Raw genomic sequence first — 22,213 nt, 5'->3', positions numbered from 1 at the left:
CGTAGGAATGAAAAAATATTGTATAAAAATAATGTGATAACTGTATGGAGGCTCCAAAATTTTTGAAAATACCTGCACCACCTTATGGGCGCAGGTTTGCCATAAGTGATGTACATGGGTGTTTGCAAACGTTGAAAGCGTTGGTGTGGCAGCATATTAAACTGCAACCCGAAGATCAATTGTTTTTTTTGGGTGATTATATAGATCGAGGACCTGCCAGTGCCGGAGTAATAGATTTTATTATAGACTTGCAAGCTAAAGGGTATCCAGTGTATGCCTTGCGGGGCAACCACGAACAAACCTTGTTGAGTGACTACGAAATGCATGACAAAAAACGATTTGAGGTAGTAATGACCAAGTTTAAGAAAACCCCTGACTTGCTCAACGAAATGGGCGAAATAAATTTACGTTACCTCGAATTTATCAGAGGTTTGCCTTATTATATAGACACTGGCGATTTTTATTTGGTGCATGCTGGATTTGATTTTGGCGAAGAGGAGCCTTTCGAGGAGTGGGAGGCGATGCTTTGGATTAGACAGTTTCCGCCAAGGCTGTCAGATTTGCAAATATTGGCTATGCTAGACCAACCCAAGCGCATAATACATGGGCATACCCCCAATAGTATTGAAGACATTATATCCAAAGCTAAAAATAAAGCCTTGATATTACCTATAGACAATGGTTGTGTGTTTGGGGGAGCTTCCAGGGGTAAGTTTTCGGATAACGATTTGGGCAGGTTATGTGCGCTCAATCTTGATACTTTTGAGGTGTTGATGCAAGAGCGATTGGAGGACATGGGTTAACAAAAAATAAGCCCCGGGAAGTTATAATCAAGATAACCACCGGGACTCACCATTTAGGATAAGCACAAATCGGTAACTTTTCGTTAATGAAAAATGTTTTTAAGTTTTGAAAAAAACTTTATATCTGGGTGTTTAAATGCCAATTTTTGCGTAAAATGCCTTTAAAAAGCTGCAAAAGCGATTATTTGCCTTGGTGATTTTTTAAAAAAGATTGTAGGTAAAGGTTGTTTTACCATAAACTCATCTGCAGTGCTGACCTGAGGCATTTTAAAACAGGCTAAAATTACCTCACAAAAACCAACTCGTTGGGTTTGGTGCTATGCTGTTCGCTAAAGCCATAGCCATCGTAATTGAACCCTTTCAAATCTTCGATGGTTTCTGCACCCGTGTCTACAATGTAACGCACCATCATTCCCCTGGCCTTTTTGGCAAAAAAACTAATCATTTTGAGTTGATCATTTTTCCAGTCTTTAAACTGCGGTGTAACTATGGGTACTTTGAGCGCTTTTTTGTCTATTGCCTTAAAATATTCATTGCTGGCAAGGTTCACAAATAATTCTCCCTCGATTAATTCCTTATTGAGTTGTGCAGTGATTGACTTTTTCCAAAACTCGTATAGGTTGGCTTTATTGCCTACTTTAAGTTTGGTACCCATTTCTAGTCTGTAAGGTCGAATCAAATCCAGTGGCTTAAGTATGCCATAAAGCCCTGATAGTATTCTGAGTTTATCTTCTAGTGCTTCTAGTTTTTCTTCGGGAATAGCATAAGCATCTAAGCCCGTATATACATCACCGTTGAACGCATATACAGCTTGACGGGCATTTTTAGGAGTAAATGGGAGCGCCCAGTCTTGGTTGCGTTGCCAGTTGAGTTGTGCCAGGTTGTCGCTAATGCCCATTAGTTCAGTGAGTTTAGCCGGCGATTTTTTCTTGAGTACGGTGTTCAGTTTTTCAGCTTGAGCCAAAAAGACCGCCTGGGTGTATTTTTGGGTGGGCAGTGCCGTTTCAAAGTCCAATGATTTGGCAGGAGATACAACTATTTTCATACAGGTTTATTACTTTTTTTTCAAAAATAGAGTAGCCCATTGACAAAAAAAATAAAGCTTTATATTTCTTATCAATCAGCAGATTGGTAAACTCTATGTAACCCAAATTGTTTGACTGCTAATGCCAGCTTATGTTTTTGCTCAAAACTCCACTATATTGCAGGTGATAGACAGCAATAATTTTAGAAAAAATAAAATGAATCAGCCTGTAAAAAAAAGAGCATACGTATTTCTGTTTGATGGATTTTCTGATTGGGAAATTGCCTATCTTACCCCAGAAATCAACAAAAGCAAAGCTTGTGAACTCTTGTACTTTTCAACTCAGGGGCAAACTGTACACTCGATGGGAAGGATGAAGGTAGTGCCTGATGTTGCGCTTGAGCAAGTGAATACAAGCGAGATTGATCTTTTAATTTTGCCTGGGGGGACTGCCTGGGAAAAGGGAGAGAACAACGTGCTGGATCAATTAGTAATGGAACTTTTTGAACAAGGCAAAACCATTGCTGCCATTTGTGCTGCATCGGCTTATTTAGGGCAAAAAGGCTTTTTGGATAAGTTGCAACATACCAGCAATGATTTACAATACCTAAAGGGAGTTGCCCCACAATATTTGGGTGAAAAATACTATCTAAATACTTTGGCTGCAGCCGACCAAAATATTATAACTGCTAATGGCATCGCCCCCATTGAATTTGCACGAGAGGTATTTAAAAAACTGAATTTGTATAGTGATATTGAGACCGAGCAGTGGTATCAATTATTTAAAAATGGTGTTTGGCAGGAGTAAGGCAAGGTGATGGAAACATTTTGAGTTTTAGCTAACATTGGCTTCACTGGGTATTTGACAAAACCTTATTGTATATACCTCCAAACCTGATACAGATGTGTGTGTCAGGTTTTGTTTTGCCTTATTTCAATTACTTTTATCAAGATAATTGCCCTAAACACGAAATTTTAAACATACTCTTAAAAACATCTCATCAAAAAACGAATTAATCTTTATATTTGCTGTTCTCTAAAAAAGCAAAAAGGCACTTACAAGGCGGAATAGTAGCAATGTTATTAAAAAAACTGGAAATAAAGGGGTTCAAGAGTTTTGGCGATAAAGTTCATATAGACTTTACCACAGGGGTGACCGGAATCGTTGGTCCCAATGGTTGTGGTAAATCTAATGTAGTAGATGCTATTCGCTGGGTATTGGGAGAGCAACGCACCAAAAACCTGCGCTCAGATAAAATGAGCAATGTGATTTTTAATGGTACCCGTGCCCGTGGACAAGGGCGTACTGCAGAGGTTTCGCTTACCTTTGATAATAACAAACATATTTTGCCTCCTGAATATTCGCAAGTAACTATTACCCGCCGTTATCACCGCAGTGGCGACAGCGAGTACATGATCAACTACGTACCTTGTCGTTTGAAAGATATTCAGGATTTGTTTTTAGACACTGGAATTGGTTCTGACAGTTATGCCATTATAGAGCTAAAGAAGGTAGACGAAATACTCAACGATAAAGAGAACGCCCGCCGTAGTTTGTTTGAAAAAGCGGCAGGGGTATCGAAGTATAAAAACCGCAAAAAACAAGCCCTGAACCGTTTGGACGGGGTAGACAAAGACCTTCATCGGGTAAATGACCTGTTGGCAGAAATAGAGAAAAACCTTAATTCGCTGGAGCGACAAGCCAAACAAGCCGAGCGTTTTTTTAGGCTCAAAGAACAATACAAAAAAGCCAGTATTTCGTATGCTTCTACGCGCATCAAGCGAGAAAGAGATGCTTTTTTGTTGCTGAATGACAAACTGGAAACCGAGACTGCCAAAAAAGACGAAATTCAACGAGCCTTGGCTACCAAAGAGCATACTTTGGAGCAAAAAAAACAAGAGGTACTCCAGTATGAACAACACTATTCGGCAAAACAAAAAAAACTCAATAACCATTTGGGGCAGTTGCGCCACCTCGAAAACGAGAAAAAACTGAAAGATGAAAGGTTAAGCTTCTCCACCGAAAAAACCACCACGCTCAAAGACCAGATTGCCCAGGATACCGAAAATAAAGATACAGTGTACCAAAGTTTGCTACAGTTGGAAGCCCAGCGGGGTTCTGCCGAAAAAATGTGGCAAGAGCTCGAAATGGAGCTGCAAAACTACAAGGAAGGTCTGGATGAGCAAAAAGAAAAAACTGCTGAAGTGCAACAACTGGCCACGAACAAAGAAGCCTTCTTTAAGCAGAAGGAGCAAGAGGCTTTTCAGCTGAATAAAGATTATGAAATTAAGCAAAGTCAACTTTCATCGGCAAAGCAAGCGCTTGAAAAAGTAGCCAATGCCGATAGCCAGCAAAATGAAGAGTTGCAACGCTATGAATTGGAATTGACTCAAATAGAAAAAGATTTGGCAGAGGTAAAGCTTCGCCTTGCCGACTGGCAACAAAAAGAAGAGCAACGACGGGCTGAAGTGAGCACATTGGAAGAAAATGTAGAAGGTATTAGGGTAAAGTTGTCAGCCAAAAACCGGGCACTGGACGCCAAACAAAATGAGTATAAGCTTACCAAGTCGTTGATTGACAATATGGAGGGGTTTCCGGAGGCACTGAAGTTTTTGAAAAAAAATAGTGCCCAATGGACCAACAATACGCCTTATTTGTTGTCTGATATTATTACTACGCGTGACCCTCAGTACCTGGTAGCTATAGAAAATTACCTTGAGCCATTCCTTAACTATTACATTGTACAAAATGCAGCTGAAGCTTATGAGGCAATCAGGTTGTTAAGCGAAAGCGAAAAAGGTAAAGCCAACTTTTTTATCCTTGATCATCTGTTGCCTCAAGCTACAAAAGCAACGCAACCCACCGATTTGACAAATGCGGTGTGTGCCCTGGATATTGCAGAGTTTGATACTCGTTTTCGTCCTTTGTTTGAGCACTTATTGGCCAATGTATGGATTGTAGAGAACGAGGTGCTTTTGCCCCTGACTGATCAACCATTGCCTGCGGTATTGAATGATGTTACCTTGAATGTAAATGTGGTATCGTTAAACGGAGAATTTGTAAGGCGCCATCCTGCGGCAGCAGGTGGGTCAGTGGGAGCTTTTGAGGGCAAGCGCATTGGGCGGGTAAAAAACCTTGAAAAGCTTTCTTTAGAGATAGCATCGTTGCAGCAAGAAGTAGAAGACATTGACGCGCAACTCTCTTTTCAGCAGAATGACCTGCAGCAACGAAAGCAAGACCAAACTTTTAGAAATGCCATCAAAGAAAGCCAAAAAGAAGCAAGCCATAGTGAAGGAATAGTGATTTCGCTGCGCACCAAGCGTGAGCAGTTGACCAATTTGCAAGAGAAAAACAGGCAGGCTCAAGAAGAAATTACCGAAAAGGTGGCACTCCTTCAGGAAGAAATAGGAGAGCTGTTGCCCCAAACCAATCATCAAAAAACTGTATTGGAAGACCTCGCTTATGAGGTAGAAAACCTCAAGGAGCAATTGCTTGCCGAAAACGAAGGCTTGCAACTTAAGTCGTCGCGCTATAATCAGCAAAACATTGCTTTTCATCAACAACAAAACAAACTTGCCACCATTGATCAGGAAATTGGCTACAAGCAACAAACGTTGACTACCTTGGAAAATCGCCTGGTAAAGTACCGTCAAGAGTTGGTACAAGTAGAGGTAGAAGCGGGGCAGTTGTTAGACAGCCAGGAGTCGCAAGATGCATTGATTGAAGAACTTCAGGAAAAAACAGCGCCCTATAGCGAAGAGGTAAAAGCTGCCGAAAAAGAATACTATGACATTCGCAAGTTGGTCAATGACCTTGACAAAGAGTTGCGTGAATTGCAACGCCGTAAAGAATCATTGAGCGTGATTTTGAATGAGTTGCAGAATAAAATTCACGAAACTAAAATTAACCTTACCAGTATAAGTGAACGCCTTTCGGCAGAGTTTCAGGTAGATATAGACCAGTTGATGTTGGCTACTGACGAAGACGAACCCCAAGAAGACAAAGAAGGTGAGCAATTGAGCGAAGTAGAGCTGCAGGCAGAGGTAGAAACGATTAAGCGCAAGCTTGAAAAAATTGGTACTATTAATCCTATGGCAATGGATCAGTATCAAGAATCTAAAGAAAGGCGTGATTTTATTGTAGAGCAAAAAGAAGATTTGCTCAAGTCAAAAGAGTCGTTGTTGCAAACCATTGCTGAAACCGAGGAATACGCCAAAAATGCTTTTATGGAAGCTTTTGACAAAATCAGGTCTAACTTTTTGACGGTGTTTCGTTCTTTGTTTTCAGAAGAAGACACGGCTGACTTGATTTTGACCGATCCGGAAAACCCTCTAGAGTCAAAAATAGACATTATTGCCAAACCCAAGGGCAAGCGCCCACTGACCATTAACCAGCTATCGGGAGGAGAAAAGACCCTCACTGCCACTTCGTTGTTGTTTGCTTTGTATTTGCTCAAGCCAGCGCCTTTTTGTATTTTCGATGAGGTAGACGCCCCACTGGATGACGCCAATACTGAGAAATTTAACCAAATCATCAAGACCTTCTCCAAAGACTCCCAGTTTATCATTGTTACCCACAACAAGCGCACCATGGCAAGCACCGACCTAATGTATGGTGTAACCATGCGTGAGCAGGGAGTGTCTACTGTAGTACCAGTAGATTTGCGTGGGTTAGATTAGTAAAGTATATCCCGTTTTTTTTCTCAACCTGCCTCGCTTTTTTCTCGTTTATGTGGTTATATAAGTATCAAACTAATGCCACAACAGATGACATATGCTGAACTAAACGGTCAGGCAAAGCAACTATGGCAAAGCTATTGGCAACAAGTCAAAACAGATTTGCCCCTTTCCAACACTTTTGAAGCTCAATTTTGGGCAACTTATGAACCCTTGATTCAGCAAAGACAAGCGGTGAGCGCTCAAAAGGACTTCTCTTTAAATACTCAGGAAACACAGCCTACTACCTTATGTATACAAGATGTGTTGATGACCAGGTTTTATCAATCCTGGCATACGCCTTTTGAGGCAAAAAGAATCTTTTATGACAATAAAACTGTCAATGCAGGAGAAATTGTTTTAAGAGGGTGTGTGGTTATGCTGTTGACAGGAGGGCTGGTGGTGGGGTCTTTAATAGCTGCTTTTACGGGTTTCTTTCAGGCGCTTATATTTACATTGCCTACGGTTACTGCATTGGTGTTGTGGTGGTGGGTAGAGAAACCTACCCAACTACACGATGCCAATGACTATGACTATGACTACGATAAACCTCCCCAAAAAACAGTCTTTATTTCGTTAAACCATTATGCGCTAAAAGTGACAGAGGTAGACCACACAAATAGACAAGTAACGAGGGAATTGAAATACGAAAACGTACAGAATATGTGGAGAGTTGAGGATGGTTTTCTGGTATCGGGCAGAGAACAAGGGCAAATCATAGAGTTAAAGGTACCTTCAGGTTTTAGTGCCTTTAACGAGGTATTGTCCTTTATCAGTGATATAGTGTCGTACAACTATTTACGTAAGCAATAAAACAAGCAGATGGAAAACGTACATCAGAATCAACTAGAACATCAAGCCGCGCAAAAATGGCGGGAATATGCTCAAGGAGTGACACAACTTCACTCAACCCGGAAAAAACAACGCTTAAAAGTGTTCTGGGCAGACTATGAGCAACTATTGGCAAAAGCCCGCCAGGGGCAACTAAGGCAGCAACAAGTACAAGCAACTGCACCTGTAGCTGTAGCCGTAGCACAAACCCAGCAAACAGCCACAATTGTTACTGCCGAACATGCTTATTTGCCTTGGGTAAAGCTCATGGTACCCTATTGGGACAAACTGCCTTTGAAGCTACAATACCACGAGGAAATGGTGACTCCAGGACAGGTAGCGCCAGAAGGTTGTGCTGATATGGTAAAGCTGCTAGGACTCTTTTTAATCAGCTTAACGGCTGTACTTACATTTTTCTTTGCTTACTACTTAGTGTCAATAATTTGTGTGGCTATTTTGATCACTATTTTTAGTGTCAAAGACTCTGCTGACCGCCGAGCTGTGCCTATCCTCTACTATAGTTATGAGTTTTCGCCTGATTATATCACTTATGAAAAAAAAGCAGTATATCAAAACAGCCAATTAAAACCACGGGTAAGGCAGTTACAAATTCCTTACAAAACCATTGGCTATATATATACTGAAGAACAAGGGGTGCGCATTCAGCCAAAAAGTGGGACGAAATGGGTAGACAGCGACCGTAAGTCTCATTCTCACCTGATGATTGACCAACGCATAGTGGCTTTCAATCAAGTGGCGTCTTTTATAAGAGATGTGATCAATGCAAATTATGCAAACCGGATGAAACAACCATAAAATAAAACCATCTTGAAAGATATAGATCAAAAAGATGTAGATCAAAAAGATGTAGATCAATTAGAAGAGAAAGCAGCTGGTATGTGGCAAGTATACAGAAACTACATACCGGATTTTTGGGCAGATTATGAAAGCATACTGGCAAAGGCAAAACAAAACCAACAGGCGTTGATGCAAGCACCTGCTTCTTTACCTTTGGGGATGGTTGCCCCTTATTTGGTTTGGGCAGATTTGACAAGGCAATACCTACCCAATCAGCGGAGCTTTACTTGTATAGAAGGAAAGCGAGCAAGTGTAAGGGGGTGCTTTACTTTATTAAAGGTGATGTTGTTTGTTGGAGTTATGTTATTTAGCCTAATTGCCTTGTTGTTTAAAGAGTTTTTGATTTTTCTCTTGGGAGCAATATTGGCAATGTTCATTAGGAGAAGTTTTAGAAGCAAAAAGTATACTGCGTATTACAGTTTTGATTTTGCCCTTGATGGTTTGACGTGTACCAAGCGAGTAGCATACAGCCCAAGTAAGCAATATGTAATTGCCGTACAAGTGCCTTATGCTACAGTGATAAATGTAAGAAAAAATCAGAGTCAAACCATACAGTTGGTAAGCCCACAAGGGCAGGTTTGGTACGATGCTTCCGGTAGAACGTACAACAAAGTGGTTATTCCGGCTGGTATAGCCCAACATCCACCTATATATGATTTTTTATCAGCAGTAGCAAAATCTAACCGTCAATTAAACCCCTAAGCGAGAATGTATGTGATTAGATACTATTAGGAAAGGTACTTGTTTTTTTATAAAGGTCGAGTAACAATGGTTGCGTCAGCTGGACTCAGCCTTATTTTGTTGGCGTTAAGTTGAAAATCCTCCGAATACAAGCTCGGAGTTGTAAACCGAACTTGTATTCGGGGAAGTAACGGCTCATAGATATTCGAATCATTGATTTTATAATAGTGCCTGCTGATTCGTATTCATTTGATAGATTATGAATTGTTAGCTTTCACTCCTACTGGCAGGGTTTTCTTATAAAAAATGAGCAACTTTGTTGAGAATTGCAAAGTTTGCGGTTTCGATCGGGCAGTGTGGACACTGCCCTCCGAGGACAAGCTCGGAGCAGGCGAGGCGGAGAATGACCATTTGGTGTGATAATGATACACCCTGGTACGACAATCACCATAAACCCTACTTTCATTTGACTATTAGTAATGAGGTGGCCTACTTTGATGGGGTAAAACACTTTATACAAGATGTGATGAAGGTGAATCAGACAAGTAGCCCATAAAATAGCCCTCATGAAAAAAATAAATCCGCACGAGTTAGAAAACAAGGCAGCTGGTATGTGGCAAGTATACAGAAACTACATACCGGATTTTTGGGCAGATTATGAGGCGTTAATTGAACAGTCCAGGATGTTGTTCCGGAATAAACCTGTGATTGCCCCTGTGCCTGTAAACCATACCGCCAAAAGACTTGTTGCCAAATATTGGGTGAATAAGAATAAGTTACCCGAATTACATTATGTAAGACATACACCAGAGAACAATGCGGGATGTAGCGTTTCTCTGAGTTTAATTACGTCATTGTTTGCGTTGGCGACGGGAGCAATTGCCTTATTCACAGGTGTTTTGGAGCTTGCCGTTGGGTGCATGGTAGTGGCAATGATTGCCATCTTGATAAAAATGCTAAGCTCTGCGAGTAACAAGCCAGACCAAAAGATAGCCTTGGAAATAAAAATTGTCGTTGAACCACATCAGTTAGTATATCATTTCAGAGGCGATCAGGCAAAGACTTATAATACTGTCAAGATACGTTATGATTGGATAGCAGGACTACAAGAAGAAGGGGAAGTGGTAAGAATAGTAGGACATAAAAAGCAAGAAACATGGCAAGGTAATACCAAAGGGGTGTTTTACCCTGTGTTGTTATACAAAGACATGGCCGATTTTAATCGTATAAAGTTCTTTTTGCAAGAGTTGGTGAGGCATAGTCATCAACAAAGAACTCGTTGAAAAATGATAAAAAAATAAGTAGATCAAAAAAAACGATACACAATGAATAAACCAATAGAACCACCAAGCAATGCCTTATGGCAACAACAATGGCAACGTCAGAATCCCCAACGTTTTGATGAGGATTTTTGGAAGGCTTATGAACGGCTAATTGAGGAGGCAAAAGCGGAACAAAGTGAACCCGTAGAGCGTACTCCCGTAAAATCCGAAGATAAAGTCGCTCAATTGCTTGCCAAATACTGGACAAAAGTACCCAAGTTTGATTGTGCAGACAGCGACATTGAACAAGGTGAACCCTCCACTGCTGTGGTGGTAGTTTTTGGTGTGTTAGCAACGACTGCTATAGTTTTATTGCTAGCTAACTTTCATTGGGCGTCTATCAGTACGATGTTAGCCATTGGGGTGATTGTTATTGGTTATTTTCCTGACAAAAATTCACTGGAAGGAAAAGTAGACATTCAGGTGAGGCTTGAGGTACGGCGTTTGGTATATCGTTTACAGTACTGTTACAATATTAAAGAGGCCATTGTATATGTACCTTACAATCAAATAGAAGCCTTGTTGCAACACAAAAAAGGAATAAAACTGGTAGGACGAGGGGGAGCCGAAAGTTGGCAAGACTTAGATAAAACCAACAATTATGAAATAATATTGCCTCAAGAGATGAAAGGTTATACCGCCCTGCGACTGTTTTTATATGAGGTGGCCACTTAGGAATGGTACCAAAATAAATTTACATTCTTAACCTCATCTTTTGAGGCTATACTTTGTTAAAAAATAGCCGAATAGCGCTGCTATTAGCCGATTTTTTGCCGTGTCTAGCAACAAAATATTTTATTAAACTATAGAAATTTATTTTTACACCATTCCTTATAATTACCAACAAAGGAAACATCTGTTGAATCATTAATAAATTGTTCCTTGCCACAAACACTTACAGGTTTGGCATCGTTGCATATAAAAGAATACACCCAACAACAACACTCAATATGGAAGAGGCTTCTTTAAATCAATTATCTGCTATTGAGAGCAACCTGACACAAAAGGGAGATGAATTGTGGCAACAATACCCCTTGGCTAACGATGACCTTAACGCTGAGAGTTTCAACGAACCCCCTCACTTTTGGAAACACTACGACCGCCTGGTAGACGAAGCCCGCCAGCGCCAACTGACCAAAAGTGTAGACAAAGCCTTGGCATTGGCAGAAGAGGTGTTTTTATCAAACCAACAACAATTCAAGTCTGTACCGATTCCCCTGGGCAAGTACTTTTACAAGCCCAAAGGCTTACACCCTAAAGCCAAATTTTATGTAGGTTTGGGTGGGATTTGGGTCATTAATTTTTTTGCGTTGGGTGCAGGAATCATCCCTACAGGAGTGCAGGGTTGGCTTACCCTTTTTCAGTTGGGCTTTGGGGTGTATATTATTATGAAGCTGGTAAACCTGTTTGCTGGCAAAACCACCAACGACATTGCCATTGAGTCTAGTTATATTAGAGACAAAGCCCATCAGTTGATGGTGGCACTCAAAGACATTGGTTTTGTAGAAGAAATCCCCCAAGGCTTGTTGATCAAAAGTACCCATGCTGCAGGTAGTCAGGCAGGGCAATTGCTTGTTCCCAAAAACACCGAAGAATATGGCAACATTGTCCAGTTTTTGAAGCAAGTAGTAGCAGTAAACGAGCACCAGCCCAATATCTACCCCGACTTGCCCTCTATCAAAGCACACCATTGGGCAAACCCTATTGCCGAAATTAAGCATGAACGTCGTTTTATTGTACCCCAAACCGGGATGAAAGGAATAGGAACCCTGCCTTTAGACTGGACAGGGGCAATGTTAGGAGTGGCAGGTGCAAGTGCCGGAGCCATTTCGTTTTTTGGTATCCCTATGTTTGGGTTGGCAGGAGTCTTAGGCCTGGTGTATTCCTTAGACCTTTTTTTCAAAAACAAACAACGTTTTGCCCTGCATCACATCCACATTACCCAAGAGCACCTCGTGTATGCCTTTAGCTATAACCAACGATTGCGCAACATCCACATCCCCCTCAAAGAAATATATGGTTTAAAAAGAACCCGTCGAGGCATAAAAATATTGAACCAACAAGGCAAACCGTGTTGGACAACCTTGGAGTATCCGCACAAAAAATACGAGCCCATCATTCCTAAGAAAAACCCTCAGGCACTGCATATTCAAGTATTTTTAGAAGAAGTAGTGGCTCACAACCGAGGGCTGGGTTAGCCCCATATTTCAGGGGCTATTGCCTTAAGCCTGGCGTATACTTTTTGCAAAGGCAAGCCTACCACATTATAATAATCGCCCTCGATGCGTTCAATGCCCACCATTCCAATCCACTCCTGAATACCATACGCCCCCGCCTTGTCAAACGGTTGATAATGTTCAATATAATAATTGACCTCTTGTGTAGTAAGACGTTTGAACACCACCTGAGTAGTTTCGGCAAAAACTTCATACTTATGTTGGTAATAAATACAAACCCCCGTCACCACCTCATGCGTGTCGCCAGAGAGCGCCAGTAACATTTGTTGGGCGTGTGCCTTATCCTGGGGTTTGCCCAATATTTTATCGCCATGAATCACCACCGTATCGGCGGTAATAATTAACTCATTGGGTAGAATATCATCCTCAAAAGCTTGAGCCTTAAGGCGCGCAAGGTATTGGGCGGCCTCGTGTGGTGGTTGAGCATCGCCCACCGACTCATCTATAGGTTTGGTACGTACCTCAAAGTTAACCCCCAACGACGCAAGTAACTCCCTGCGGCGAGGCGAACCAGAAGCCAAAGTAATTTTTATCATATTTGTGAGTTAGTCGATAGTTGTTAGTCCGGAGTCGGTAGCACCTACATGGTTTCGTTATTGGTGTTTAGCCCTTAGACCAAAAGCACCGATATTCATCAGTATCTCCGCCTCGCCTGCTCCGAGCTTGTCCTCAGAGGGCAGTGTCTCCACGCCCGACTGAAACCTTGTGCTTTGCAAGCTTCCGAGAGGTTTCTCACTTTATTATAAGAAAGCCCTATAGTTGTTAGTTAGGAGTCGGTAGCACCTACCTGGTTTCGTTATTGGTGTTTAGCCCTTAGACTAAAAGCACCGATATTCATCGGTATCTAAGGACTTGAAGCTGTAAACTCTGCCGACTCCCAATTTTTAACTAGGAGTGTACGAAGTCTTGTAATCAATTGATAATAAGTATTTTGCAAGGTTAAAGCGGACAAAAAAAAGGTTGTTTTCACTTTTAAAAGGTGGCGTATACGCTCATTTTTGTTCTTTGCTAGGGCGACCATTCCGATAAACCGCGAACTTCCATTGCATTACAGCAAGGGATTGCCCCTACAATTAACACCTTGATTTATATGTAAATCCCTGTATATCAAAGATTTTTAAAACTTCGTACAACCCTAATTTTTAACTAACAAATTCATAAGCCACTGAAAATAAGCATACTATGAATTTGTTAGTTGCCGATGGAACAGGGTGTACCCAGAACCTAGCGCCTAGTCCCTAGAACCTTGTAGAGGCTATGGACTCCCAACTATGAACTAATTAACCTACTTCTTATTAAACTTTCGTAACTTAATTTCAGTCAACTTACGCTTGGTATCCAAAGCAAAATCACCCTTCATCATCCAGTCATAATAACCATGCTCACGCTCCAGCACCCACTCTACAGGCTTGCCTCTAAACTTACCAAAGTTAAATACCTCTTGTCCCTTGTCGTTAAACACCATGCGTCCGGCAAAGTCAACAATCTTGTCGTTAACCAACTCGTGCAGTTTGTTTACATCATTGTGTACAGGCACAAAAGATTTACCTTCCTTGTCTTTGATCTCTACCCCTTCATAGTGGTGAATTTGGGCGTTGAGTACCTCAAGCGTAGCCATTGTATCAGCCTCGGCAGTGTGTGCATCCTCTAGGCTCTTGTTGCAATAAAACTTATAAGCCGCCGTAAGCGTGCGAGGCTCCATCATAAAGAAAATCTTTTGGGCATCTACCAACTTGCGGTTATTCACCGAAAAGTCAACCCCTACCCGCAAAAATTCCTCTACCAATACAGGCACATCAAAGCGTACAATGTTGTAGCCGGCTAAGTCGCAACCTTCTAAAAACTTCACCAAATTTTTGGCAATGCTCTTAAAAGTAGGTGCATCCTTTACGTGTTCGTCATAAATGCCATGTACCAAACTAGATTCAATCGGAATAGGCATTTCAGGGTTAATCTTCTTTACATCTTTTTCAATTTCACCATTAGGCAGCGCTTTTATAAAAGCCCACTCTACTATACGGTCTTTGGCGATATTGGTACCAGTTGTTTCTAAGTCGAAAAAAACCAAAGGGTTTTTCAGGTTGAGTGTATGTTGCATAAATTTATAGCTTCACCTGATTTGTTTGCTTCAGGTTGATTTTTATTTAATTCCTTTTTATTCTAGCTGTTGGCTGTTAGCTGTTAGCCTTTGGGCAGCGCATCGCGAAACCATAAAACCATTGAACCATAAAGCCATCATTTAATTACTTCCCCGCTATCACAATCTCCTCTGCCAGCAGCTTAAGGTCTAAATTATCAAAATTGCCCGAACTCATCATGAGCAAGTTGGTAGCACCCCAAGACTGAGCGTGCAGAAAGTCAACCAATTGAGCTGACTGATCAAACACCGTCAAGTTACTTTGTCCAAAGGCTGCCTTGATGTCATCGGCATTAATAGTCTCTAGTTTCTTAAGCGCAATTGCCTCAGGATTAAAAAACACCACTGCCGTATCAGCCGCTTGTAAAGCATGGTGATATTGTCCTAAAAAATCTTTATTCAAACTACTAAAAGTATGTAGCTCCAGGCAAGCCACCAGGTTCCGGTTGGCGTATTGCTTTTTCAACGCCTGAGTAGTGGCCGTTACCTTAGAAGGCGCGTGAGCAAAATCTTTGAAAACCGCCTTGCCATTGCTTTCCGCAATCTTTTCCATTCGGCGCGAAGCCCCCATAAAGGACGGAATCGCCTCATAAAATTGAGCTTCACTCAGGTTTAACTGCAGGCACATTGCCTTGGCTACTGCCAAATTTTGCATGTTATGATTGCCAAACAGCTTTACCTTTACCTCCCCGTGTTGTTCGGTCAGCAATACGGTTTGGTTATCTACTATTTTATGGGGATGTTCTTGGTAAGGCGTTTGGGTGAGCCCTTGCCTTTGCTTGCTGCAAATAGTAGCTAATTCTGGATCTTGTGCATTAAAAAACAGTTTGCCTCCCTCTACAAAAGTATCGGCAAACTGAGCAAACACCTGAGTGTAGGCTTCAAAAGTCTTAAAAATATTGATATGGTCCCAGGCAATACCCGTGATACAACCCACATGCGGGCGATAATGCAAAAACTTAGAAGTACGATCTATGGGCGATGATAAGTACTCGTCACCCTCTATAATGGCCACAGGAGCATCAGCCGTTATCTTTACCGTAGAGTCATAGCCCGCCAATTGTGCCCCCACTATATAGTCGCAAGGCAAACCGTGGTACTTAAACACATGCAAGAGCATGGCCGTAATGGTGGTTTTGCCGTGGCTGCCACCCACTACCACCCTTTGCTTGTCAGCAAAACTCTGGTAGATGTACTCAGGGTAAGAATATATTTTGACACCCATGTCTTGGGCTTTTTTTAGTTCAGGGTTATCAGGGCGAGCATGCATGCCCAACACCACAAAATCGGTTTGATCGGTGATTTTTTCCGGAAACCAACCAAACTCTTCAGGCAACAAGCCGTGTTGGGCAAGTTTACCCTTCGAAGGGTCAAAAATATAGTCATCCGAACCACTTACCTGGTGTCCCCTTTGGTGCAACGCAATTGCTAGGTTATGCATGACGCTGCCACCAATGGCAATAAAATGTATCTTATTTACTGTTTTGCTCATGTGCCATAAGAATGAAATTCAAATATAAGAATTTTTTGTTTGCACGATAGACGAGTGGTTTTAAAATAAATGAGGCGGGTGACAATGCGGGAGTTTGTGATACCCTCATTGTTTTAACTGTTCCGAAGGGCACTCGAAACCCCTAAAAATAAGTAGGGCTTTCTTATAACAATAGTCCATAGCCCCGACAAGGTTCTAGGGACTAGGTGCAAGGTTCTAGGTACACCCTGTTTGACATGTAACTACACTTTTTCTATCACGTTGATTTTTAGCAACTTATAAAAAGCGTAGTTAGAAGCTGATTCGAGTAAATGTTTACCTTGTGAACACTTGAAAACCTGTAGTTTATGATAAACCTGTATACTCGTCTTATTTTTAAGTGGGTTTCAGTTTTACACCTACACACGCATTTAAAGAGTTTTTAAATTCATAAGCACCTGATCGTTAGTAATCAACTTTGACTAAAATCACTGCAGAGTATTGATTTCCAAAACTTGATTTTTAGTCAAAATTCTGAAAATGCAACCCTAAAGCCAAAGCTTTAACTCGAAAAAACACGAATATAGTTCTGCTTACAGCTCCGAGCTTGTACTCGGAGAGCAGGCGTGCTTGTTCTCGGAGGATTTAGAAACTCGATTCTCGAAGACACACGCGCTTTAGTTTTTAAGCGCAGCGCAGCAATTGAACAAAAGCAACAAACAGCTATGCCTCGCGCCATTCGTAATTAAATAAGGTTCGTAATTCTAAAGCTCTTCTTTTGCCTCCTCCAATATTTTGCTGATGACTTTTGCGATGTCAATCACTTGCTGTTTATAGTCATTTTCATTGACTAAGCCTTTATGATGATTGAGCTTTAGGCTGTGATAACTTCCAGAAGTGATAATCACTTGTTGCTCGTAGGCTTGATCATACAAGTTATGTTTTACCAACAACTCTTGAGTCATCGTCAGGGCTTTCTCCAACTTAGCTTTGTCGAGGCACTTTTTTATCTTGATTTCTTCTGCCAAAAATGCTTGTTGCTCGACAGATGGTTGTCCATTTGCTTGGTGGTTGGGTGCTTGAACCAACCTAAAATTTAGCGCTTGTTCGTCAAGAAAATAGAGCCCCCAATCAAACCCTTCGTCTTCGAGCTTTGCGTGAGGTGAGTCCTCAACCTTGCTCCATCGCTTGGGGGCTTCTGCCAATCGTGTTTTTTTGCTTACCTCTTCAGCCGCTTCAATAAAGTTTTGAGCACTGGCAAAGGCTTCCTGTATGGAAGCTCCCTTCGCTAGGTTTTTATAAAAGTATTGGGCAAATTTTGCCGCTTTTGCATCACTTATATTCACCTTTGCCGCAATCACCACCTTTAGCCCCAAATCAAACAATGCGTTTACATGGGCATAGGTAGAACAACCATTCAAAAAGATTAACTTGAGCGACGTTGGATTTTTTTGGCTTAACTCGTTTGCCAAGGGGTAAAAAAAAGCCGCTTTGTCTTGCAACCTCAACCCTTGCCAGTTGGCGTGCCCTCCAAAGTGAAAGATAGTTACTTGGTTTTTCAAGTTTTGCAGGTATTCAAAATAAGCAGGTAAGTCTAGCCCTGACCGACTAAAGTGCCTGAGTACTCCTTGAGTCTCCAAGGAGGCTAACTCGTCTTGCATGGCGTTTTTTTCTTTGTTGAGGCTTGGCAGGTTTTCGTGTGGATCGGCAAAAGCGGAAAAAATAACGGTGTTTTTGTTCATTTGGGTGTTGGTTTAAGGGCTTATTAAAACTTGCGTAAATGATCACGCAAGTTTTAAATTGTTCTCTAGAAGGGTTATTTATGATTATTCACGTTTCCTTTCACGCTCCCAAAAACCATGTTGCTGTCTCCAGTTACTTGTATATTGTTTTCGGTTTTGGCTGCCTCGTGGTTTTTATTTTTAGCCTTTTCGGGCAATTTCAAGTCTTCTTCTTCCATTATATCTACCAAACCCAAAATAGCCTCCATGATGTTTACATGGGTAATACTGGCATCGTTCCAATCTATAGTTCCCTCCCTTAGTTGCTTTTGTAACAAGGTAAGCCTGCCCGATTGTAGGATGGCTTCGTTGAGCATATCGTGCGCCAACAATAGCTCTTTTAACGCACCAATGGCGGTATCTAAACGCCCTTGCCCTACCAAACGTTTGATTCTTTCGAGTGGTTCTTTCATGTCCTTCATCATTACATTCCAGTGAGTTTTGCGAATAAACCAACCAATGGGAAGCAACCTTTTTTTGAGGTAAGGTTTACACCCGCCAACTTGCTAAACTGCCCTTTTAAATCTCGCAAATTTTCTTGCTTTATCAGAATCTCTTGCCTTTGCTGTTTTCGTTTTTTCTTGTCGTGCCTATCCAAGTTTCTAATTTGGACGCTATAGTCTTGTATTTGCTTTTCCCACCCCTCGATAAGGGCAAGTTTTTGCTCCCGATTGGCATATTGCACAAACAACTCTACATACTTTTGGCTGGCGGGCTTGTTACCCTTTACTGGTTCTTGTGGTGTTTCTAGCGAGGTGAGTTTTCTAAACCAAACTTCGGTCAGAATAGCACGGGCTTTGTCAATCACTCGACAAATGTTTTTTTGATCAACACTCAATACATTTCCCTGCTTGCTGCCATCGTGTTTGATGTCTCTCAGGGGCAAATATTTAGATCGGTTGTGGTAGCCTATTTCTAACCTGGAGTTAAACAGCCAACTTGCCAAGAGGTGAGGGTTGACGTGGGCGAGCAGGTTAAACTCATCGAGCTTATAAAAACCCCAATAATCAACAATGAAGGAAAGAGAATAGCTCTCGATGCTGGTTTGTGCCTCTTTTTGTTCCCATGGGGTTGTTTTTTCGCTTTTGGGCAACCACTCGCCTATGCCTTCCTCAAGAAAGTCGTACAAGTCTTGGGGATTTTCTTGGTAACTGTCTGCCAACCTCAACAAGAGATAATATGCTATGTTTTTTGTCTCTTTTTTGCCCAATCCCATCATCAGTTCAATCCAACGGTACTTGTCAAAGCCTTCCATTGCCTTCAGCTCAAAAGTAATGTCTGCCAACAAGTTGCGTGGGGTTTTATTGATCTCATAGCGGTAGTCGAGGTGTTCGAACAAGAAAAACTCTATGCGTTCGGTCAACAGCATATTGTCTAGCTTGAGCATGGCATAAGTAAGCTCCACCAAAAACAGGCGAAGGGTAGAGACTATGTCGGTTGGGGAGTCTTCATTGGTAGCAAAAGACTTGAAAAGACCTGATACTTTGTGCAGTAGTTTGGTGCCGTAAAAATGGGGATCGTTTTTGGCAAGTTCGCAAGAAATCTGGATAAAATACTCAATGGTTTGGTCGGAGGTATCGGGGGCAAAAGGCAACCCAGAATTTACCAAATTGTCGAACTGTTCGAGCAAGAAAAAAGGCATTTTACTTTTGAAATAATGTTTGTAAGCCTCCCTATCTCTAGCATCGACAAAATCTACCTTTTGCAAATCGTTCTCTTGCTCTATGGCAAGCCCACACGCTTCGAAAAAATCGTCGGTTTGTTGCTCCCACAAATAAAGCAGGCTTCGGGTCCTGAGGGCTTCCGTGCGCTTGAGTATTTCGTCCTTGTCGCTCATTTCGCGGGTAGCATCTGCCAATATTTCGTCCTTTTTTTCAGACAACAACACATCTACTATTTTTTTAAACTCTTTGGGGCTGGTGCGAGGAAAAAACGTAGCTACATACAATATATATTTAAATACAGAGTGGTTCTTGTCGTATAGCTTTGAGTAGTCAAAGGCTGATATAAACTCTTGAATGGTGTTGATAGGGGGCGAAGTATCCCAAAAATGAAAACTAAAATTGCCCTTTTTTTGGTTGGTAAGCGTTTGTACTTGTCGTGTGTCGTTGAAATAGCAGATAATGGTCAAGTTTTTTGCCCTCAAGGTATTTTTTATCTCAATGGCGCCTTGTTCGGGCATTTCTACTATAGATTTGAGAAAGGTATCCGACGCTTTGTTTTTGGTAATGTCAATGGCTACCAAGGCATTTTGGGGAAAGGCTTCTTCTGTCACCGAATCGAGGTAAATGTTGCGTTGGGCGTTGTTTTTACCCCAAAACGATAACCAACGATGTTCTTGAGGAGCATCAGGCTCATATTTTTTTATAATGTTGTGCAATGTTGCCACCACATTGCTACCCGACTTGCCTCCCAAAAAAATAATTCTTTCTTGATACATCTCGGCAAGGGTTTGCTGCAAAGCCTCCTCGTTCATATACAAAGGTTGCACGTTTTCTTGCAGGGTGAAATTTTCGGTAGGGTCTTTAAAAACTTCTTTTTCTTGAGGCATTCCAGCGGCATAAATGGTTACATCGCCGCCCACTTCGCCAAAACTGGTGTTTTCATTGCCAGTTGCCGACACATTGTTTTGCTGATGGGGAGTGTTGTTTGTGATTACTTGGTTGAGGACTTCCTTTGCCTCATTTTTTTGAAGATTTTTAACTAAGTTCATTCAATAATAGGTTAAGTGATGTATTGTAATATTGATGAACAAATGTATCGTCTTTGGGCAAAGGGTTTGCCCTCAATACTGAGGGTTTTTGCCTCCTCAAAACTAAGGAGGCGAAGGGGTGGTCATCTGCTGGTGACCTAATGAAAATACTTCTCAAACGTTTGAAAGAAGTAAAGGCTGAACCCTTGTCTAAGTGTTGGCGAATTTTTCTATCATAATAAGCCATATCTTCAGCGTTTGTTAACATCATTCAAAACCGTACACTAATTTTTCACTACTAATACTTTTGTAGAGTTTAATTTTATCATTACCAAAAGTGCTTGAAAAACAGCGTCTTTACTTTCCGCCTTAGTTTGTGGGCGTTAAGTTGAAAATCCTCCGAGTACAAGCTCGGAGTTGTAAACCGAACTTGCCTTCGGGGAAATTTGAGAAATGAAGCCGTAAAAACAGATCACTGACCGAGGAACGAGGGAATGTTTGAGCTGTTTAGCCGAAAAGGCAGAGCTTGGGCTTCGCCCTGCGGTTCGGCGTAATGGAACAAATTTTAGCCAGACAAACTACAGCGGTGGTGCTTGAACTCTCCGAGAGCAAGCTCGGAGCTGCGAGCCGAACTTGATTCGGAGCTTTTTTTGGTTCGTTTTTTTAGCTAAAGAAAATCCATGATCCTCCGAGGGCAAGCTCGGAGCTGCGAGCCGAACTTGATTCGGGGAAATGAACGGATGCCTGAGGGAAACGAAACCAGGTTTTATTCTACAACTTAGCAGATTAGCAGCTATTTTTATGCTGTAAAACTATTAAAAAAATCAAGACTTATCTGCTATAAAAAAGTGTACGGTTTCAAAAAAATAAGAAAAAACGAAGGTTTTTCCTGTTTTGCCAAATAATTTATCTATAAAAAAAATAATAGTCTAAAATGCCCAAGCATTACTTTTATTTGGCGAAGATTGTATGTTATATTGTTTGGCTAGTGCATTGGCGATTAAATTTCACAAAAATATTTAGAGAGGGCATCAAATGACTTCTTGTTATTTGGGGTGGTGGCAGTAAGCCCACAAAGTATAGCATTGATCGCTCAAACAGGCAACCAGGTTAAGCACTCGTTTCTTATATTTGCAATGAAGCGAATGACTAATCAGGTTTGCCTGATGATAAGTAAAACGGAAAAAATAAAATGAGCCAAACCGATGGCTACAGCTTTGCTGTGCCGAGCTCTGCCAACGGCTAATTTGGTGCAATATTTTAGTTTTAGGCGATTGAAAAAATATTTGCATAGCCAAAGCTATGGACATATTTTTTCAAGAAGTCTGGGGCTACAAGATTAGTCAAATGGCTCAGGTTATTTTAGTAGTTTTACTTAAGGGGTGGGTGATTTGTGTGTCTACCAAATAAAAAACCACTTCAATATAGAAGTGGTTTTCCTATGAAACACTATGAAAAAAACTAAACTCATTATTTATCAGTAATAACTAACTTATGGGTACCTGTGTTGTGTTTTGGGAAAAACAAACAGCAGGTAGACAAATATACACGATTTTTTTTGTTATCCAAAAGTTAGCCCTTGAACTTGAGAACTAATAATCAGCCGTTTTTGATACCATAGCCCAATGCCATTTACTTAGCCATTATTTGATGGCTGCGC

18 protein-coding genes are annotated in these 22,213 nt (G+C 41.3%); 9 read left to right on the top strand and 9 right to left on the bottom strand.

What is annotated here, in order from left to right; all coding sequences use genetic code 11:
* Positions 1-44 precede the first annotated feature (44 nt).
* Positions 45-803, top strand: a complete 759-nt coding sequence (locus Q0954_RS04290) for a metallophosphoesterase family protein (protein WP_299454081.1) — start codon at positions 45-47, stop codon at positions 801-803.
* Positions 804-1,086: 283 nt separating this feature from the next.
* Here Q0954_RS04290 and yaaA read toward each other — a convergent pair whose 3' ends face one another.
* On the bottom strand, positions 1,087-1,848 hold the full coding sequence (gene yaaA, locus Q0954_RS04285; RefSeq protein ID WP_299454078.1) for a peroxide stress protein YaaA: 762 nt from the start codon (positions 1,846-1,848) through the stop codon (positions 1,087-1,089).
* Between the two features lie 121 nt (positions 1,849-1,969).
* Between yaaA and Q0954_RS04280 the strand changes: the two genes are divergently transcribed.
* The 8 genes from Q0954_RS04280 (at position 1,970) to Q0954_RS04245 (ending at position 12,433) form a co-directional block, all read left to right on the top strand.
* Positions 1,970-2,635, top strand: coding sequence for a type 1 glutamine amidotransferase family protein (locus Q0954_RS04280; RefSeq protein WP_299454076.1), 666 nt, complete (start codon positions 1,970-1,972; stop codon positions 2,633-2,635).
* A 269-nt stretch (positions 2,636-2,904) separates the two neighbouring features.
* Positions 2,905-6,507 (top strand): chromosome segregation protein SMC, encoded by a 3,603-nt coding sequence (gene smc, locus Q0954_RS04275; protein WP_299454073.1) that lies wholly within the window; start codon positions 2,905-2,907, stop codon positions 6,505-6,507.
* Between the two features lie 87 nt (positions 6,508-6,594).
* Positions 6,595-7,356 carry a hypothetical protein gene (locus Q0954_RS04270; RefSeq protein WP_299454071.1) on the top strand — a complete coding sequence of 254 codons (762 nt, stop codon included), beginning with the start codon at positions 6,595-6,597 and terminating at the stop codon, positions 7,354-7,356.
* A 9-nt stretch (positions 7,357-7,365) separates the two neighbouring features.
* Entirely contained in the window at positions 7,366-8,190 is an 825-nt protein-coding gene (locus tag Q0954_RS04265) for a hypothetical protein (protein WP_299454068.1), read from the top strand.
* A gap of 12 nt (positions 8,191-8,202) precedes the next feature.
* Positions 8,203-8,934 (top strand): hypothetical protein, encoded by a 732-nt coding sequence (locus tag Q0954_RS04260; RefSeq protein WP_299454066.1) that lies wholly within the window; start codon positions 8,203-8,205, stop codon positions 8,932-8,934.
* Between the two features lie 545 nt (positions 8,935-9,479).
* Positions 9,480-10,196: a hypothetical protein gene (locus Q0954_RS04255; protein ID WP_299454063.1), complete on the top strand. Its 717-nt coding sequence runs from the start codon at positions 9,480-9,482 to the stop codon at positions 10,194-10,196.
* Between the two features lie 42 nt (positions 10,197-10,238).
* Entirely contained in the window at positions 10,239-10,910 is a 672-nt protein-coding gene (locus Q0954_RS04250; protein ID WP_299454061.1) for a hypothetical protein, read from the top strand.
* 275 nt (positions 10,911-11,185) lie between these two features.
* Positions 11,186-12,433 (top strand): hypothetical protein, encoded by a 1,248-nt coding sequence (locus Q0954_RS04245; RefSeq protein WP_299454058.1) that lies wholly within the window; start codon positions 11,186-11,188, stop codon positions 12,431-12,433.
* Here Q0954_RS04245 and Q0954_RS04240 read toward each other — a convergent pair.
* From Q0954_RS04240 to Q0954_RS04205, 8 genes are all read right to left on the bottom strand, one after another.
* Positions 12,430-13,008: a Maf family nucleotide pyrophosphatase gene (locus Q0954_RS04240; protein WP_299454056.1), complete on the bottom strand. Its 579-nt coding sequence runs from the start codon at positions 13,006-13,008 to the stop codon at positions 12,430-12,432. The genes Q0954_RS04245 and Q0954_RS04240 overlap by 4 nt on opposite strands.
* A 749-nt stretch (positions 13,009-13,757) precedes the next feature.
* Positions 13,758-14,570: a 3'-5' exonuclease gene (locus Q0954_RS04235; RefSeq protein ID WP_299454053.1), complete on the bottom strand. Its 813-nt coding sequence runs from the start codon at positions 14,568-14,570 to the stop codon at positions 13,758-13,760.
* Between the two features lie 145 nt (positions 14,571-14,715).
* Positions 14,716-16,101, bottom strand: a complete 1,386-nt coding sequence (locus Q0954_RS04230; protein WP_299454050.1) for a Mur ligase family protein — start codon at positions 16,099-16,101, stop codon at positions 14,716-14,718.
* A gap of 743 nt (positions 16,102-16,844) precedes the next feature.
* A complete protein-coding gene (locus tag Q0954_RS04225) occupies positions 16,845-17,822 on the bottom strand; it encodes a CHAT domain-containing protein (RefSeq protein ID WP_299454047.1) in 978 nt (325 codons plus the stop codon).
* A gap of 74 nt (positions 17,823-17,896) precedes the next feature.
* Positions 17,897-18,286 (bottom strand): hypothetical protein, encoded by a 390-nt coding sequence (locus Q0954_RS04220; protein ID WP_299454045.1) that lies wholly within the window; start codon positions 18,284-18,286, stop codon positions 17,897-17,899.
* On the bottom strand, positions 18,286-20,574 hold the full coding sequence (locus Q0954_RS04215) for a hypothetical protein (protein WP_299454043.1): 2,289 nt from the start codon (positions 20,572-20,574) through the stop codon (positions 18,286-18,288). Before Q0954_RS04215 ends, Q0954_RS04220 begins: the two co-directional genes overlap by 1 nt.
* The gene (locus tag Q0954_RS04210; protein ID WP_299454040.1) at positions 20,561-20,824 is read right to left on the bottom strand and encodes a hypothetical protein; all 264 of its coding nucleotides are present in this window, start codon (positions 20,822-20,824) and stop codon (positions 20,561-20,563) included. The genes Q0954_RS04215 and Q0954_RS04210 overlap by 14 nt, the downstream gene beginning before the upstream one ends.
* A gap of 775 nt (positions 20,825-21,599) precedes the next feature.
* The gene (locus Q0954_RS04205; RefSeq protein ID WP_299454037.1) at positions 21,600-21,863 is read right to left on the bottom strand and encodes a hypothetical protein; all 264 of its coding nucleotides are present in this window, start codon (positions 21,861-21,863) and stop codon (positions 21,600-21,602) included.
* Between the last annotated feature and the right edge of the window lie 350 nt (positions 21,864-22,213).

The sequence above is a fragment of the uncultured Microscilla sp. genome, from assembly GCF_947493425.1.
Classification (GTDB): domain Bacteria; phylum Bacteroidota; class Bacteroidia; order Cytophagales; family Microscillaceae; genus Microscilla.
This window is presented reverse-complemented; position numbering and strand designations above follow the sequence as displayed.

Bases quoted from the DNA above. Each gene is read 5' to 3' on its own strand.
- yaaA (WP_299454078.1), bottom strand. From the start codon at position 1,848: ATGAAAATAGTTGTATCTCCTGCCAAATCATTGGACTTTGAAACGGCA.
- smc (WP_299454073.1), top strand. From the start codon at position 2,905: ATGTTATTAAAAAAACTGGAAATAAAGGGGTTCAAGAGTTTTGGCGAT.
- Q0954_RS04250 (WP_299454061.1), top strand. From the start codon at position 10,239: ATGAATAAACCAATAGAACCACCAAGCAATGCCTTATGGCAACAACAA.
- Q0954_RS04225 (WP_299454047.1), bottom strand. From the start codon at position 17,822: ATGAACAAAAACACCGTTATTTTTTCCGCTTTTGCCGATCCACACGAA.
- Q0954_RS04230 (WP_299454050.1), bottom strand. From the start codon at position 16,101: ATGAGCAAAACAGTAAATAAGATACATTTTATTGCCATTGGTGGCAGC.
- Q0954_RS04255 (WP_299454063.1), top strand. From the start codon at position 9,480: ATGAAAAAAATAAATCCGCACGAGTTAGAAAACAAGGCAGCTGGTATG.
- Q0954_RS04240 (WP_299454056.1), bottom strand. From the start codon at position 13,008: ATGATAAAAATTACTTTGGCTTCTGGTTCGCCTCGCCGCAGGGAGTTA.
- Q0954_RS04280 (WP_299454076.1), top strand. From the start codon at position 1,970: ATGCCAGCTTATGTTTTTGCTCAAAACTCCACTATATTGCAGGTGATA.
- Q0954_RS04205 (WP_299454037.1), bottom strand. From the start codon at position 21,863: ATGTCCATAGCTTTGGCTATGCAAATATTTTTTCAATCGCCTAAAACT.
- Q0954_RS04245 (WP_299454058.1), top strand. From the start codon at position 11,186: ATGGAAGAGGCTTCTTTAAATCAATTATCTGCTATTGAGAGCAACCTG.
- Q0954_RS04290 (WP_299454081.1), top strand. From the start codon at position 45: ATGGAGGCTCCAAAATTTTTGAAAATACCTGCACCACCTTATGGGCGC.
- Q0954_RS04210 (WP_299454040.1), bottom strand. From the start codon at position 20,824: ATGATGTTAACAAACGCTGAAGATATGGCTTATTATGATAGAAAAATT.
- Q0954_RS04235 (WP_299454053.1), bottom strand. From the start codon at position 14,570: ATGCAACATACACTCAACCTGAAAAACCCTTTGGTTTTTTTCGACTTA.
- Q0954_RS04265 (WP_299454068.1), top strand. From the start codon at position 7,366: ATGGAAAACGTACATCAGAATCAACTAGAACATCAAGCCGCGCAAAAA.
- Q0954_RS04270 (WP_299454071.1), top strand. From the start codon at position 6,595: ATGACATATGCTGAACTAAACGGTCAGGCAAAGCAACTATGGCAAAGC.
- Q0954_RS04215 (WP_299454043.1), bottom strand. From the start codon at position 20,574: ATGAACTTAGTTAAAAATCTTCAAAAAAATGAGGCAAAGGAAGTCCTC.
- Q0954_RS04220 (WP_299454045.1), bottom strand. From the start codon at position 18,286: ATGATGAAGGACATGAAAGAACCACTCGAAAGAATCAAACGTTTGGTA.